Origin of the sequence: Bacillus pretiosus (assembly GCF_051294775.1) — a bacterium.
In the GTDB taxonomy this organism is placed as follows: domain Bacteria; phylum Bacillota; class Bacilli; order Bacillales; family Bacillaceae_G; genus Bacillus_A; species Bacillus_A wiedmannii.
The window spans coordinates 539,646-554,071 of record NZ_JBPPHF010000004.1; the positions used below are offsets into that span (position 1 = coordinate 539,646).

Genomic DNA, 14,426 nt, shown 5'->3' on the forward strand with positions numbered 1-14,426 from the left:
TTTTAGGTAAAGCGTTTTTTTCTTTGGAAAAAGCGGGTAATATAAGAGTGGTATGATAAGGTGAGAACGTTAGCATAGAAGGAGAGACATAATGATGTATAAAGGTTACTTAATTGACTTAGACGGTACGATGTATCGCGGAGAAGAACAAATTGAAGAAGCGAGCGACTTCGTAAAAGCATTAGGAGAGCGCGGCATTCCTTATTTATTCGTTACGAATAATTCAACGCGTAAACCAGAACAAGTGGCAGAAAAACTTGTTCGTTTCGATATTCCAGCGGAAGCAGAGCAAGTATTCACAACGAGTATGGCGACAGCGAACTTCATTTATGAACGTAAACAAGACGCAACTGTATATATGATTGGTGAAGAAGGCTTACATGATGCACTTGTGGAAAAAGGATTTGAACTTGTGGATGAAAATCCTGATTTCGTTGTTGTTGGTTTAGATCGTGACATCACATATGAAAAATTAGCAAAAGCTTGTCTTGCTGTGCGTAACGGCGCAACGTTTATTTCTACAAATGGAGATATCGCCATTCCGACTGAGCGCGGATTATTACCAGGTAACGGTTCATTAACATCAGTTATAACAGTATCAACAGGCGTGGATCCAATCTTTATTGGAAAACCAGAATCAATCATTATGGAACAAGCGTTAAAAGTGCTTGGTGTAGGAAAAGATGAAGCATTAATGGTTGGGGATAACTACGATACAGACATTTTAGCGGGAGTAAATGCTGGCATGCATACCCTTCTTGTCCACACTGGAGTCACAACTGTGGAGAAGTTAACAGAATATGAAGTACAACCAACGCAAGTTGTGCATAACTTGACGGAGTGGATTGAGAAGATGTAATGAAATGCAGGTAACCGGAATAGGTTACCTGTTTTTTTATGCATAATTGCATATTCGCCGTTGTTATATAAAATGTAAAATTTATATGTAATGATACAAGGGGGAATCAGAGTGTACTGGATGTCATGTATTATGTTTGTTTTTACATTATGTGTTTTGTTTTTTGTTCTATGGAAGATATATAAAATAAATGAAATGAAAAAAAGCTCAGGAAAACTCATTGCAATGTATCCTCGGGTGAAAAGACGTTGGATTGCATTACTTGGACCAGCATATTTCATTGGGCAATGTATGTATATATATGCTCAGTACGTAAGTGGCGATATTGATACAGTTGAACAGTTTCTCATTCAGCTAGGTATTCATGCTGTAGCAAGTTGTTTTATGACTTTAATAGCTATCCATCTTATTAAAAGTGTACAGATATATGAAAAAGGTGTAGTAGACGGATTAAACTTTTATTCATACGAAGAATTAAAAGGCTATAAAACATCAACATGGGAAAATCCAAAAGAAAATATATTTTTATATCGCGGGCGAGAAAAAATGAATGACAATGTAAATTTACTTATTAGACAGGAAGATATGAATGAATTAGAAAGCATTCTTCAAAGATATATTCCGAAATTAATGATGAAATAAAAAACTCCGGTTTTAACAACCGGAGTTTTTTATTAGAATGCACGATTCACAACATCTTTAACTTCTTCAAGATATTGCTTACGCACACTGTTATCCACAGAAGGAACACTCGTATAGAATGTATGCTCAATTGTTTCAATACCTGTAAATTCAAAAATACCAACATCTGCTGTTTTCTTCATTGCTTCAAACATACCGCCTGCTGTGTATGCTTCTTTCGTATTTCCCATTGTAGATAATAGTAAGCCTGTTTTACCGCTTAATAACTTTTCAATACCATTTTCACCGTAAGCATAAGCGAAGCCGTGGCTAAATACACGGTCAACGTATCCTTTTAAAATAGCAGGAAGTCCCGCCCACCAAACTGGATAAATGAATGTAATGCTATCCGCCCAAGAGATATGCTCTTGCTCTTCTTTAATATCTTCTGGTGTGTTTCCTTGAGAAAATGAGATGAAATCGGAAGCGCCTAATACTGGATTGAAGTTTAATTCGTATAGATCGCGAACGCGTACTTCGTGACCTTTTTCTTCTAATTCACTTTTTACCGTTTCTAAAATCGCATGGTTGAAGCTTTCTGTATTTGGGTGTGCATAAACGATTACATGTTTCATTGTTCTTCCTCCTATTTGTGGATAGTTTTTTATTTATGTAACTATTATGGTTACTTCTGTTGTGGAAGTCAAATGATACATACATATGTATGTATAAAAAGACGGCTAAAATCGTCTTTCTATACCCCACTCATACAAAGAACAAAGAAAACAAATAAAATAATAACAAGACCAATGCCGAAGTTAAATACGAGAGTACTATCCATATTATGTAACCTCCTTATTTGAAAGTAAAAAGCACTCTAGCCAAGAGTGCTTTTTTATTTTGAGTCTACTTCACAACTTTTAGAAAAAGATTCATGTGTGTAAAGAGTTACATTATTTTATGTATTTATACTTTTAAATGAGTAAGTCCTTGTGAGGTATAAAAAAAAGACACTCTTTCGAGTGTCTTTCATGATGACAAAATGTACCAATTGCTTGAGTTTGATAAGGCGCTAATATCCGTTTTAACGCCTTTTCTTTGATCAAGAAGTGTAGCAACAGCGATTCAAATAAATTGTACCATTTGTTTCATAGGTGTGCGTATGTAATTATGCATATTCCAATTAGAGGGAAATGAGGCGCGAAAAATGAATGAGTATATATAGAATATTTGATTAGGGGAGAGAAGGATGGATATACATAAGTTAACGGTAGAAGAAGCAAATGAGATAAATACGTGGACGTACGAAGAACCTTATGATTTGTATAGTTTTTCAGGAGAGGAAGAAGCGATAGAAGAATTATTAGATGGGACGTATTACGGTTGTTGTGACGATAAGGGGGAGTTTATCGGCTATTTTTGTTTTGGGGAAAATGCACAAGTGCCAGGGGGAAGAGAGGCTCATTTATATGATGGAGAAGATGTAATTGATATCGGACTTGGCATGAAGCCAGCGTTAACAGGGAAAGGGATGGGGAAAATGTTTTTTCAAGCTGGGATAGCCTTTGCTGTTAAAGAATATAAGCCGAAAACATTTCGACTTAGTGTAGCGACATTTAATACAAGGGCTATTACGCTATATAAAAACATAGGTTTTCAACAAGGACCTACTTTTTTGAGCCGCGGGAGAGAATTTATGCTCATGGAATACAAAAGACCGTCAGTATGAAACTGACGGTCTTTCATATTTTATTCCGAATGCTCAGCTCTATGCGCTAAACGACTTGAAGCAGCGGCAGCAATTCCGCCAACGATATCATCAAGGAATGTGTGCACCTGTCCAGTTGATTTATCATTTAAGTATTCTAAAATACCAGGTTTTAATTTATCGATATATCCAAAGTTCGTGAAACCGATAGAGCCGTACACATTAACGATAGAAAGTGCGATCACTTCATCAATTCCGTATAAGCCTTCATCACGTTTTACGATATCTTGTAACGGCTCACTTAACATTCCTTTTTCAGCAAGGACATCGAGTTCGATACCAGTAATTAGTGCGTTTTGTACTTCACGTTTTGATAATACACGTTCAACGTTATAACGGCATTCTGACATCTCTAAATTTGGATGATATTTTTTTTGAAGAAAATGAACAAGCTCAGCAATATCGTCAATTGTTACACCACGTTCTTGTAATAGTTGTAATGCTCTTTCTTGTAGTTGATTTGATTCTTTCATGTTTATCACCTTTTTTTCTTTTTAGTATTTGTATACGTTTCGTTGCTTTATCATGTGCATAGGAATGAAAGGCGAGCACAAGCTCATATATATAAAGAAAAACCATAGGTGGCGACTGCGATGATTCATCATATTTATGAGCATTATCATATGCATGTTAAAGAATTAATCCCCCTTGGCCCCTATAAAAGCTTTTGGATTCGCAACAAAATTTATGTACTTGTTCCAATTGGAGAAATGGAGGAAGAAGTACTTGTAGAGATGAAAAAGCTCAGTGATTATATGAACCAGCAAGGGGATATAACTGTAGCGACTTTCGTTCCGACTATACACGGCTACTATGTAAGTGAGATAGAAGAACAAAATTACTGCTTATTAAAAGGTATGCGTGCGTTAGAACGACATGCTACATCATTAGGAAGTGAGCTTTCTATATTCCATAAACGAGGTGCATTCTTTCCAGAAGAAATCGAGAAATTAAGCCGCATAGGCGAATGGAAAGCGTTATGGGAAAAAAGGCTCGATCAATTAGAAAAGTTTTGGCAATCACAAGTGATGAACCACCCTACAGACGTATTCGATCAATTGTTTATTGAATCCTTCCCGTATTACTTAGGAGTTGCAGAAAATGCAATTCAGTATGTTGTCGATACAGAGATGGATGATACGCCGCAAATGACTGATGCAGCAACAATTTGCCAAGAACGATTCACACCTTTATTATGGCATCAAACGAAGCGTCTCAAACTTCCTTTCGATTGGGTGTATGATCACCCAACTCGAGATATGGCAGAATTAATCCGCTATATGATGATAGAAAAAAAGAAAGACTGGGAGCAAACAATCGTTCAATTTGTTACAGATTATGAACGGAATTATTCGCTATCCTCATTTGGTTGGCGCCTATTATTTGCAAGGCTCCTGTTCCCACTTCACTACTTTGAAACAGTCGAACGATATTACCAAACAGGAAATGAAGAACAAAAGAGCATATATAGAGATCGCTTAGAAGCCATTTTACACGATGTGAACCGCTCTGAGCAATTTATGAAGCACTTTTATGGCTCACTTCGTTTACCAGTCGATAAGTTAGGGATTAGGAAATTAGATTGGCTATCTTAAAATATAAAAAAGAGACCGATTGAGGTCTCTTTTTTATATATCACAATTGTATGTAATACATTATGCCCCTATCTGTTGATCTGCACATATATTTAAAATGAATTGATGTCTTTCGATTTTTTCATTTACTTTACTCAATAATTCTTGCTGAATTTCTTTAAATAAAAATTGATAACTTGCATTCCATGTTGGTATAACGGATGAAAGGTCTAATAAATACTCTTTTTTCTTTTCTAGTTCTTGAATTGTTAAGAAAGTGTTCCCCATTTTTGGCATGTGTCGTCCCCCTATGTTTTTTACTTTTATATGTGTGAACGATTCTATAGTATTAATTATCTCACTTTTTGAGAAGGATTTCCAATTTTGTTTTATGATGTTAAAGGAGAAGTGTTTTTTGAATAAAAAAAGAGACCCAAATGGGTCTCTTTCTAGGAAGCGATTCTGAACGAGCCGCTTCTGCTTTTAGATTAATATCTAGCTCCAGCGGCTAGAACAGTCGGCCATTTGGCGCCTTCCTGTGAGGCAAAAAGCGCCTCTTCGTCAGGAGCTCCAATGACCTCCTGTTCTGAACGAGCCGCTTCCGCTTTTAGATTAAAATACTTGTTCTACTTCAATAACGCCTGGTACTTCTTCAAGTAATGCGCGTTCGATACCAGCTTTTAGTGTGATTGTAGAACTTGGGCAGCTTCCGCAAGCACCCATAAGGCGTAATTTTACGATACCTTCTTCAATGTCTACTAATTCAACGTCTCCGCCATCGCGAAGTAAGAATGGACGTAATTTATCTAATACTTCTAGTACTTGTTCTTCCATATGTGGGTTTTCCATTTTTATCGACTCCTTTCATCAGTTTTATTATAATCAAGATAGAGGGGAAAATCTATTTTTTCTGTTCTTGTTTTAATGTCGAAATTTTTTATCATGTTTACAACGTGTTTTTTCAGTATAGGGGTATGGAATAAGTTTGTAAAATGATGTGCTTATGTACTAAGACATCTGAATATACTGTTGAAACAAGAAGTGGGGGAGAAGAAATGGTTAATGTGCAAGTGTATGGGACGAAAGTAATTTGTGCGAGCTGCGTTGGAATGCCATCTTCAACAGAAACATTTGAGTGGCTACAAGCGGCGATTGGTCGTAAATATGAAGGACAAGAAAATAAATTTAATTTCGAGTATATTGATTTTCAAGAAGAACAAGAAGATGAAGATAAAAAAGCATTCGCAGAGCGCGTAGTGGAAGAAGATCTATTTTATCCGGTCGTTCTTGTAAATGGAGAAATTGTTGGAGAAGGAAATCCTCGTTTGAAGGATGTTTACGAAGAAATCGAGAAATATTTATAAAACAGGAAGCCTTTGCGAATTTGCGAAGGCTTTTTTTAATGGAGGGATAGATGTGAAAAATGGAGTGAAGCATGCGTTACCAACAGAAGTACGACAGTTAATGGAGCGGTACACAGTAGAATTAAAAGAAATTTTTTTAGATGAAAAAATAGTCGGGGTATATATTTACGGCTCCATCGCACTCGGTGCATTTCATGCAGAAACGAGCGATGTTGATTTTATTACAGTAATAAGTGATTCCGTGAATGAAGCTGAAAAACAGCAACTTGTCGAACTTCATAAGAAAATTAGTGGTAGTACGTTAGGTAAGAGAATGGATGGTATGTATATTCCGCTTGCTGATTTAGGGAAATACAATGATGAAATGAATGAGTACGTGTATTGTGCAGATGGTAAAGCGAATGTAGGTCATTGGGATATTAATGCGGTCACATGGTGGACATTGAAAAATCAAGGTATTACAGTTACCGGGAAAGAAGCGGAAGATCTTCCGTTTCAAATAAGGTGGGACGATGTAGTCAATACGATGAAATACAACGTAGAACAGTACTGGAGTGAAAAAGCGAAGCAGCCGTATTTATTTTTCATAGAAGAGTGGGTAGAATCAGCAGTCGTTACGATGGGCCGTATTTTATATACACTGGATCATAAAACAATCGTTTCAAAAGATAGAGGATTGCAATACTTGTTAGAACGTTCAGGGGAAGAATGGGAGATTTTATTAAAAGAAGTAGCGAGAATACGGCAGAATCCAAAAGAAAAGCGAATGCTCTCAAGGTGGAGAAGGGCAGATATGACGAGGAAGTACTTACTGCATTTAATTGAAACATGTAGAGAGAAATGGTAGGGAAAAACAGACGATACAGTAGATTGTATCGTCTGTTTTTGTGTTGAGAATGGTATATAATGGATTAAAAGGTTTAATTATACTGGAGGGGATAGGATGAATACAGAATTAACTACTTATGAAGAAAAGAATGTAGCAATAAGTATGCGCGAAGTAATTAGCATGATAATAATTATTTTTGGGGTAATGTATGGAGTGGGTTTTTTGAACCTTGTTTATGACTCTTCCTTATATCCATGGTATGTAGATCATCTTATTCCGCCTTTAACATTTCTTACTATTATCTTAATATATTCACCAGCGAGAAATTACTGTGTACATTTATTAAAAACAATACAGTTCAATAATTTTAAGCATTATGTAACGATAGTAATGACAATGATCGTGCTGCTTATATATATTGCAGTATTAAATTTAGTTTTACCACATGGGCTTCGTGTGAATGAATCTAATATAGTAATAGAGCCTACTAAAAGTGAAATCATTTTATACGTAGTTGTACTCACTGTTTTTGCACCAATTTGGGAAGAGCTTGTATTCCGAGGTATGTTTTTTATGAAATTATCTCAGCGCTTCTCTATACTTAGCAGTGCCGTTATAAGTGCTTCTATATTTACTTTAGGTCATCCCCTTACAGTAGGGAGTGTTTTATATATTTTTGGTGGTGGTATATGTTTAGCTTATACGTATAAGAAAACAAATAACTTACTCGTCCCATGGGGGATTCATTTATTAAATAATGCATTTTTTATATTAGTAAATTTTCAACTGTAAAAAGACGCCTTTTGAAAAGGGCGTCTTTCGTATTTTGTAGAAATGGATTTACATGTACTGTGTAGAGGAAAGGTAATACGAAATATAGATAGTTTCATGTGAAACATTTTTATTATCAAATATACAAAATGATTAACTTAGTGTATTAAACGTATCATTCATAAGTATTCTAATATATTTAAAAGTAAAATGAAATAATAAACGGATAATTGTCGGAATATATTCGATTTCCGTTCATTTTTATGAAATATATGTACTTTTTGTTAGATTCCTTCTTTTTATTTCTATAAAATACACGTATGTAGAAATGAGAAAAGGATGATGTACGTGAGGGACACTGTTTTACAAGAAACAATTTCTTCGCAACAGTTACATACAGTCGTTCAAAAGAATACGGCGTATTATGACTTTAAGTGGGGGAAAGTAGAAAATCCAGCGCAAGGGAATACGTGGAATTGGGTAGTCTTTTTCTTCCCAACTTTTTGGTTAGCTTATCGTAAAATGTATAAGTTGTTTATTATACTTACGTTACTGGCGCTACCTAGTATACTTATACCCCCTTTTATAGACATTCCAGATGGGATTTTTTTATCAATTGGTCTAGTTTTTCAATTAGGAATGATGATATTTACTGGATGGCAAGGAAACCGTTTATATTATAAGCATGCTGTCCGTATTTTACATAAGGAAGAAAATATGCCAGATCATGAGAAGGCGTATTATTTACAATTAAAGGGTGGCGCTAGTTTTGCTGGTATGGTTGGTTTACACATCATAGTAGGGTTAGTATTTGGCGGAGCCACGTTCGGACTCTCCTTTTTACCAACTGAACCAAATATAAAAAACGTTGTTCGTACAAGTGGTGAAGGATTTACTTTAGAGATTATGACGGATAATCCAACGTGGAAGCTTGTAACGAAAGAAAAAGATTATGATGTAGTAGAATTTACTGGTTATGATTATACAGAGAAGAAAAACGTAAAAATTAAATTTGCTGTTTATTTCGATGAAGATTATTTCGAGTGGCAAGAGGTATACGAGAATAATAAGAAGTTAAGTGAAGAAGAGTTGGAAGAGTATCAATTTTATATTGAAGAGAATGGTTGGGGGTTCTAGTGAGAACTCGTTCATTTTGAAAAGAAGGATCTTGTGAAGGTTCTTCTTTTTTATTGGAAACACCATACGAATTGAAAATTTGTAAAATACAATAAAAAATGAGAATTTGAGGTAGGGTTGTCAATAACGTGAGACTATGGCACTATAAAGAAATGCTATACAAATTTTATTTATCGAGATGTAAACATCAATTTTGATTTTTACGTATAAATAATGAACGGAGGAAATGAATTTATGGCTACTTTACCTAATTGTCCAAAATGTAATTCAGAATATACGTATGAGGATGGCGTTCTTTTCGTATGTCCAGAATGTGCTCATGAGTGGGGCCAAGAAGCAGAAACTGAAAATAATGATGGTGCAAAAGTTGTAAAAGATGCGAACGGAAACGTTCTTCAAGACGGCGATGCTGTTACTGTTATTAAAGATTTAAAAGTAAAAGGAACTTCTTCAGTTGTGAAGATCGGTACGAAAGTAAAGAGTATTCGTCTAGTTGATGGCGATCACGATATTGATTGCAAAATCGACGGTTTCGGAGCTATGAAATTAAAATCACAGTTCGTTAAGAAGGCGTAAATAAAAAGAGGAGGCGATTAGCCTCCTCTTTTTTATTGTCATTTTTTATCGGTAAGTCGATATAATTTTATTTACCATGAACAGTGCAACATTTACTGTGCACCATAGTCAATCTCTTTCAACTGACACCGCTTATTAAAGAATGTTTTATATCCAAGCTGTAAGAAGATAATAACAGCAAAGGCAGTGCTTCCTGAAATACCAAGTATAATGGCGATTTGATATTGAATGGCTGTAAATGGTGATACACCAGATAAGATTTGACCAGTCATCATGCCTGGTAAGCTTATAATCCCCATTCCGACCATAGAATTGATCGTTGGTAAAATAGCAGAGTCAAAAGCGTCTCGTATGAGCGGCGCAGCGGCTTCTTTCGGTGTTGCGCCGAGCATAAGTGCGCCTTCAATTTGACCTCTTTGCGATTTCATATTATTTAAGAACGTATTTGCACCAAGGGAAACACCTGTCATCGCATTCCCAACTAACATTCCCGTAATCGGAACGATATATTGCGGTGCATACCAAGGGTCGTGCCCGATAATAACAAAGATAAATAGTAGAAGTGGGCCAATTGATCCGGCAACCATGGAAAGCGCGGCTACTCGTTTTAATTCTTTAGACATCGGGATATTGACTCGTTTATAAATATTAAAAATTGCAAAGGTAGTAATAGAAGTAATAAGAGCAATTGTATAAAATGGATTACTATTTTCAAATACGTATGTAAGGACATATGCAACAAGTACGAGCTGAATCGTCATACGGAATGTTGCGAGCGCAATTTGTTTTTCACGAGGAATCCCTTTTAATTTTACAAGTCCAATTAAAATAAGAATAAAAATATATGCAGCGGCAAGTTGCCAAATTTGGAGTTCAATAACGCCCTTCAACTGAGAGCACTTCCTTTCTAGTTGCACCGTTTGTTTTACTAATTTCAATAATATCGTCTGCAATTTCTTTTGGAAGTTGTTGTGAGTGTGTAATGAAGATAACTGTTTTTTTCTTTTCTCTTGCTAGCGTAGTAAATTGTTTCATAACGCGGCGTTCTGTATCGCTATCTAGTGCCGAGGTTGGTTCATCTAATAAATAAACAGGTGGATCCATAAGTACGATACGTGCAAAAGCAAGTCGTTGCTTTTCCCCGCCTGATAATGAATCAGCGTTGTCTTCTAAATTTTTTTCTAAGCTAACAGTCGTTAATGTGCTTCGCAAGGCATCGTCATTTGGAAATGGTTTTTCAGAAAAACGAAGTCCCATTAATAGATTGTCTTTAATCGTTCCATCAAAAATAGGTGGCGTTTGCCCAAGCATGACTACGTCACGTCGTAATTGAATTGGAGGATAATCAGAAATTTGTTTTCCGTTATATTCAATTGTACCGGATGTTGGAGATTGCAAATCATTTAGCATGCGGAGCAATGTACTTTTTCCGCTCCCACTCTCACCGATAATACATGTGATTTTTTCTTTTTGAATCTGTAAATAAGGAATTTGTAGTATATCTTTATATGTAACGTCTTTTAATATAAACATAGATGGCTCCTTTCTGATTCTAGCTATCCCGCATTAACGGGCAGTAAGACCCCCACCTCAAAATTCAGCGAAAGCAAAGAAGTTTGGTGGGGATCAACTGCCCGTAAAAGCCCGATTGGTTCAACTAATAATCAGTGGGGGAGGAACAAAACCCCCACTGATTAAAGTTTCACTTTATATCGTATCAAAAAAGAGAAGGTAACGGTTATAAAGAGCAACGTTTTTTCTTCGTCTTGAGTTCTATTAATAAGTTAAGTAAACGATCTAATTCTTGGCTGAAAGAAATCACTTTATCATGAGTGAATCCGTACTTTTCAACGAGATAGATCAATTCTATCTTCTTCGCTTCTATTCGATCGTTTAGTTTCGTTAAGTTCATAAGTGAAATGGAATACCTCCTGTAAAAGTATTTACAACATAAAAAATAAGACCGAATGACTTCGGTCTTAAAGGAAATAATAAAACAACTTATAAATAGCATACACTGTTTATCAATAGTTTTTAATATAAAAATGAAAAATAAATCATCATCCATATTGAGAAAGATGTGTCTGATAATTATATTTTAACTCATAAAAGAGACTGCCTATTTAGTAGACAGCCTGTAAAGTATTAACCTTTATGATATTTGTACATCCAAAGAAGACCGGATTTTAATAATCTCGGTACACGTCCCATTAATGGTTGGTTTGCTAGTAAACCGAAGCCGTGCTTCTTACCAAGAGAGCCGAGAACACCTTTTAATTTAATTACAGGTAGTTCGTCAGGAAGTGGTTCATTATTCCAACGTTTTAATAATATTTGGACAATTTGTTCTCCTTGACCTTCAGCAAGTTGTGCAGATGGAGCGTGTGGAAGTGCTGCGCAATCTCCTACAACATACACGTGCTCGTTATTTGGAATATTGTGATATTTTGTTAAAACAACCCGTCCGCTACCATCTTGTTCAACTGGAAGGTTTCGAACAACTTCATTTGCTTGAATACCAGCTGTCCAGACGATTGCATCACATTCAAGTGGTTCATCGTGGTTGTACACAATATTTGGTTCTACTTTTGTAATGTTAGAGTTTCGTATAATAGTAACCTTATGTTTTACGAACCATTCTTCTACGTATCTACTTAATTTCTCTGGATATGGGAATAGAATTCTATCTTTTCGATCAAATAAGTGAATTTTTAAATCAGAACGGCTTTCGCGAAGTTCACTTGCAACTTCAACGCCACTTAATCCAGCACCAACGACAGCTACTGTTGCGTTTGGTTCTAGACTATTTAATTGTTCATATGTCTTACGTGTTTGTTCAATCGATTGTAGGCTATGTGTATATTCCTTCGCCCCAGGAACGTTATGATATTTATCCTCACAGCCAAGACCGATAATTAAATCATCATATGGGATTGCTTCGCCGCCATCGAGATGAACAGCTTTTTCTTCGAGATCAATATTTGTTATTGTGCCGTATTGAATATTGAGGCGTGGGTGCTCGGGAAACGGTATACGAATATGTGTTTCTGAAATAGTACCCGCAACTAATGCATAATATTCAGTTTTGAAGCAATGGTATGGTACTTTGTCGATTAATGTCACTTGTACATCATCTGGAAGTTGGTTGCTTGGAAGTAGCCGCTGCAGAATTCTCATTCCACCGTAGCCGCCACCTAGTATTACGAGGTGTTTCATGATGGATTACCCCTTTTCTGTTGAAATATCCCCTAATCATACAATTTTATATTAATAAAATATTTTGACTTTACTCAATCAAATTATATCGAATTTGTGAACAAATAACAATGCATGAATGAATACTCTGTTGTACAATAAGAAGAAAAGTAAAGTAAACTGTTTTTCCTTTTTAATTACTATTTCATTGCGAGTAGCATGTTATATAAAATAAGTCCATCTACTTTGAAGTGAAATAGTGAAGTAACTAAATAGTTTAGAATGTATAACGAAAACAACAAGAGACAGCTTAGTTTTCTTCTTATAGATAGTCAGAAGGTAATTTGTTTTGTAGTACAGGGGGGAGAATTTTGATTAAACCATTAATTGAATTTTGTGTAGGTAACCTTGCGAGTGGTTCACAAGCAGCTTTAGAGAAATTAGAAAAAGATCCGAATTTAGATGTAATGGAATATGGTTGTTTAGGATATTGTGGTATTTGTTTTGAAGGGCCGTTTGCACTTGTAAATGGTGAAGTCGTACAAGGTGCTACAGTAGAAGAACTTGTCCATAATGTATATGAGTATTTGGATGAAAATCCAATGTTTTAAGGTGTTGCAATCAGCAGCACCTTTTTCTATTAGATAAAATCTTCTTTCGCGGGGGAGGATAATATTGTATATAAATAAAAAAAGGCCCTTGTAGAAGGGCTTTTTTTCTTACACAATTTGTGCAAGAATGGCTCATCGCCAAATGTTGTCAAATATGAGAAACGGGGGACATTCATATTGTGTTCTAAAAGCGTGCATTTTATACTTAAAATAACAAACTATTTTTGGAGTGAATACAAATGAGCCAATTTTCTTTTACAAAAATGCATGGTCTTGGCAATAGTTATATATATGTAAATATGTTTGAAGAACAAATTCCTGAAGAAGATTTAGTTCTTGTGGCGGAAAAGGTTTCAAATATTAATACTGGTATTGGAGCAGATGGAATGATTTTAATTTGTCCATCTGACGTAGCTCCGGTGAAAATGCGCATGTTTAATAATGATGGTTCAGAAGGAAAGAGCTGTGGTAACGGTTTACGCTGCGTAGCGAAATATGCGTATGAGCATAAACTAGTAGAAGAAACAGTTTTCACAATTGAAACGTTAGCTGGTATTGTAACAGCGGAAGTAACGGTAGAAGAAGGGAAAGTTACGTTAGCGAAAATCGATATGGGAGCACCGCGTTTAACACGTGCAGAAATACCGATGCTTGGTGAAGGTGAAACACCATTTATTCGTGAAAACTTCTTATACAATAATCATCGTTATGCATTTACAGCCGTTTCAATGGGGAATCCGCATGCGGTTATTTTTGTTGATGATGTAGAGCAAGCACCTCTTACAACACTTGGTCCAGTCCTAGAGACACATGAAATGTTCCCAGAGCGAGTAAATGTTGAATTCATCGAGATTTTGAATGATGCAGAGATGAACTTCCGTGTTTGGGAACGTGGATCTGGTGTAACACAAGCTTGCGGAACAGGGGCATGTGCTGCAGTTGTAGCCTCTATTTTAAATGGAAAGATGGAACGTGGTAAGGAAATTACAGTTCATTTAGCTGGTGGCGATTTAATGATTGCATGGACAGAAGAAGGCAATGTGTTAATGAAAGGACCAGCGGAAGTAATTTGCCACGGAGTGTATGAGTACAAGATAGAAGCGTAAAGATGTATAATAGAA

The 14,426-nt window shown here is 35.8% G+C and carries 19 protein-coding genes; 11 read left to right on the forward strand and 8 right to left on the reverse strand.

Translation table 11 applies throughout. The annotated features are described in order from the left end of the window. The first annotated feature begins 94 nt into the window (after positions 1 to 94). Both nucF and ACSG5Z_RS22850 read left to right on the forward strand, forming a co-directional pair. Positions 95 to 859 carry a 5' nucleotidase NucF gene (gene nucF, locus ACSG5Z_RS22845; RefSeq protein ID WP_435712208.1) on the forward strand — a complete coding sequence of 255 codons (765 nt, stop codon included), beginning with the start codon at positions 95 to 97 and terminating at the stop codon, positions 857 to 859. Between the two features lie 111 nt (positions 860 to 970). Continuing rightward, positions 971 to 1,501, forward strand: a complete 531-nt coding sequence (locus ACSG5Z_RS22850) for a DUF5673 domain-containing protein (RefSeq protein WP_087986025.1) — start codon at positions 971 to 973, stop codon at positions 1,499 to 1,501. Between the two features lie 32 nt (positions 1,502 to 1,533). Here the strand turns inward: ACSG5Z_RS22850 and ACSG5Z_RS22855 are convergent, their stop codons facing one another. Continuing rightward, the gene (locus tag ACSG5Z_RS22855; protein ID WP_097857003.1) at positions 1,534 to 2,115 is read right to left on the reverse strand and encodes an NAD(P)H-dependent oxidoreductase; all 582 of its coding nucleotides are present in this window, start codon (positions 2,113 to 2,115) and stop codon (positions 1,534 to 1,536) included. A gap of 614 nt (positions 2,116 to 2,729) precedes the next feature. Between ACSG5Z_RS22855 and ACSG5Z_RS22860 the strand changes: the two genes are divergently transcribed. Further along, entirely contained in the window at positions 2,730 to 3,209 is a 480-nt protein-coding gene (locus tag ACSG5Z_RS22860; RefSeq protein ID WP_435712188.1) for a GNAT family N-acetyltransferase, read from the forward strand. Between the two features lie 20 nt (positions 3,210 to 3,229). On the opposite strand, the gene ACSG5Z_RS22865 is transcribed toward ACSG5Z_RS22860, so the two are convergent. After that, a complete protein-coding gene (locus ACSG5Z_RS22865) occupies positions 3,230 to 3,721 on the reverse strand; it encodes a phosphatidylglycerophosphatase A family protein (protein ID WP_046953585.1) in 492 nt (163 codons plus the stop codon). Between the two features lie 120 nt (positions 3,722 to 3,841). Between ACSG5Z_RS22865 and yutH the strand changes: the two genes are divergently transcribed. Further along, positions 3,842 to 4,843 (forward strand): spore coat putative kinase YutH, encoded by a 1,002-nt coding sequence (yutH, locus tag ACSG5Z_RS22870; RefSeq protein WP_435712189.1) that lies wholly within the window; start codon positions 3,842 to 3,844, stop codon positions 4,841 to 4,843. Between the two features lie 60 nt (positions 4,844 to 4,903). Here the strand turns inward: yutH and ACSG5Z_RS22875 are convergent, their stop codons facing one another. Next, entirely contained in the window at positions 4,904 to 5,119 is a 216-nt protein-coding gene (locus tag ACSG5Z_RS22875) for a carbonic anhydrase (protein WP_088064716.1), read from the reverse strand. A 315-nt stretch (positions 5,120 to 5,434) separates the two neighbouring features. Then, entirely contained in the window at positions 5,435 to 5,671 is a 237-nt protein-coding gene (locus ACSG5Z_RS22880) for a NifU family protein (RefSeq protein ID WP_000431158.1), read from the reverse strand. 206 nt (positions 5,672 to 5,877) lie between these two features. Between ACSG5Z_RS22880 and ACSG5Z_RS22885 the strand changes: the two genes are divergently transcribed. From ACSG5Z_RS22885 to phnA, 5 genes are all read left to right on the forward strand, one after another. After that, positions 5,878 to 6,186 carry a YuzD family protein gene (locus ACSG5Z_RS22885; RefSeq protein ID WP_000248590.1) on the forward strand — a complete coding sequence of 103 codons (309 nt, stop codon included), beginning with the start codon at positions 5,878 to 5,880 and terminating at the stop codon, positions 6,184 to 6,186. Next, positions 6,155 to 7,033: a nucleotidyltransferase domain-containing protein gene (locus tag ACSG5Z_RS22890; protein ID WP_435712190.1), complete on the forward strand. Its 879-nt coding sequence runs from the start codon at positions 6,155 to 6,157 to the stop codon at positions 7,031 to 7,033. Before ACSG5Z_RS22885 ends, ACSG5Z_RS22890 begins: the two co-directional genes overlap by 32 nt. A gap of 96 nt (positions 7,034 to 7,129) precedes the next feature. Beyond that, entirely contained in the window at positions 7,130 to 7,807 is a 678-nt protein-coding gene (locus ACSG5Z_RS22895; protein WP_435712191.1) for a CPBP family intramembrane glutamic endopeptidase, read from the forward strand. 318 nt (positions 7,808 to 8,125) lie between these two features. Continuing rightward, the gene (locus ACSG5Z_RS22900; RefSeq protein ID WP_435712192.1) at positions 8,126 to 8,923 is read left to right on the forward strand and encodes a DUF2628 domain-containing protein; all 798 of its coding nucleotides are present in this window, start codon (positions 8,126 to 8,128) and stop codon (positions 8,921 to 8,923) included. A gap of 234 nt (positions 8,924 to 9,157) precedes the next feature. Beyond that, positions 9,158 to 9,499: an alkylphosphonate utilization operon protein PhnA gene (gene phnA, locus ACSG5Z_RS22905; protein ID WP_048528370.1), complete on the forward strand. Its 342-nt coding sequence runs from the start codon at positions 9,158 to 9,160 to the stop codon at positions 9,497 to 9,499. A gap of 92 nt (positions 9,500 to 9,591) precedes the next feature. On the opposite strand, the gene ACSG5Z_RS22910 is transcribed toward phnA, so the two are convergent. The 4 genes from ACSG5Z_RS22910 to ACSG5Z_RS22925 all read right to left on the reverse strand — a co-directional run bounded on the left by ACSG5Z_RS22910 (position 9,592) and on the right by ACSG5Z_RS22925 (position 12,715). Beyond that, complete coding sequence (locus ACSG5Z_RS22910; RefSeq protein ID WP_088608534.1) at positions 9,592 to 10,389, reverse strand: ABC transporter permease; 798 nt, start codon at positions 10,387 to 10,389, stop codon at positions 9,592 to 9,594. Further along, positions 10,373 to 11,032, reverse strand: coding sequence for an ABC transporter ATP-binding protein (locus tag ACSG5Z_RS22915; RefSeq protein WP_137011847.1), 660 nt, complete (start codon positions 11,030 to 11,032; stop codon positions 10,373 to 10,375). The genes ACSG5Z_RS22910 and ACSG5Z_RS22915 overlap by 17 nt, the downstream gene beginning before the upstream one ends. 205 nt (positions 11,033 to 11,237) lie before the next feature. After that, entirely contained in the window at positions 11,238 to 11,411 is a 174-nt protein-coding gene (locus ACSG5Z_RS22920) for an aspartyl-phosphate phosphatase Spo0E family protein (RefSeq protein WP_060488142.1), read from the reverse strand. Between the two features lie 233 nt (positions 11,412 to 11,644). Further along, the gene (locus tag ACSG5Z_RS22925) at positions 11,645 to 12,715 is read right to left on the reverse strand and encodes an NAD(P)/FAD-dependent oxidoreductase (protein ID WP_000682062.1); all 1,071 of its coding nucleotides are present in this window, start codon (positions 12,713 to 12,715) and stop codon (positions 11,645 to 11,647) included. A gap of 350 nt (positions 12,716 to 13,065) precedes the next feature. On the opposite strand from ACSG5Z_RS22925, the gene ACSG5Z_RS22930 reads away from it, so the two are divergent. Both ACSG5Z_RS22930 and dapF read left to right on the forward strand, forming a co-directional pair. Continuing rightward, positions 13,066 to 13,305 carry a YuzB family protein gene (locus tag ACSG5Z_RS22930; RefSeq protein ID WP_000595024.1) on the forward strand — a complete coding sequence of 80 codons (240 nt, stop codon included), beginning with the start codon at positions 13,066 to 13,068 and terminating at the stop codon, positions 13,303 to 13,305. A 239-nt stretch (positions 13,306 to 13,544) separates the two neighbouring features. Beyond that, positions 13,545 to 14,411, forward strand: coding sequence for a diaminopimelate epimerase (gene dapF, locus ACSG5Z_RS22935; protein ID WP_060488144.1), 867 nt, complete (start codon positions 13,545 to 13,547; stop codon positions 14,409 to 14,411). Positions 14,412 to 14,426 lie beyond the last annotated feature (15 nt).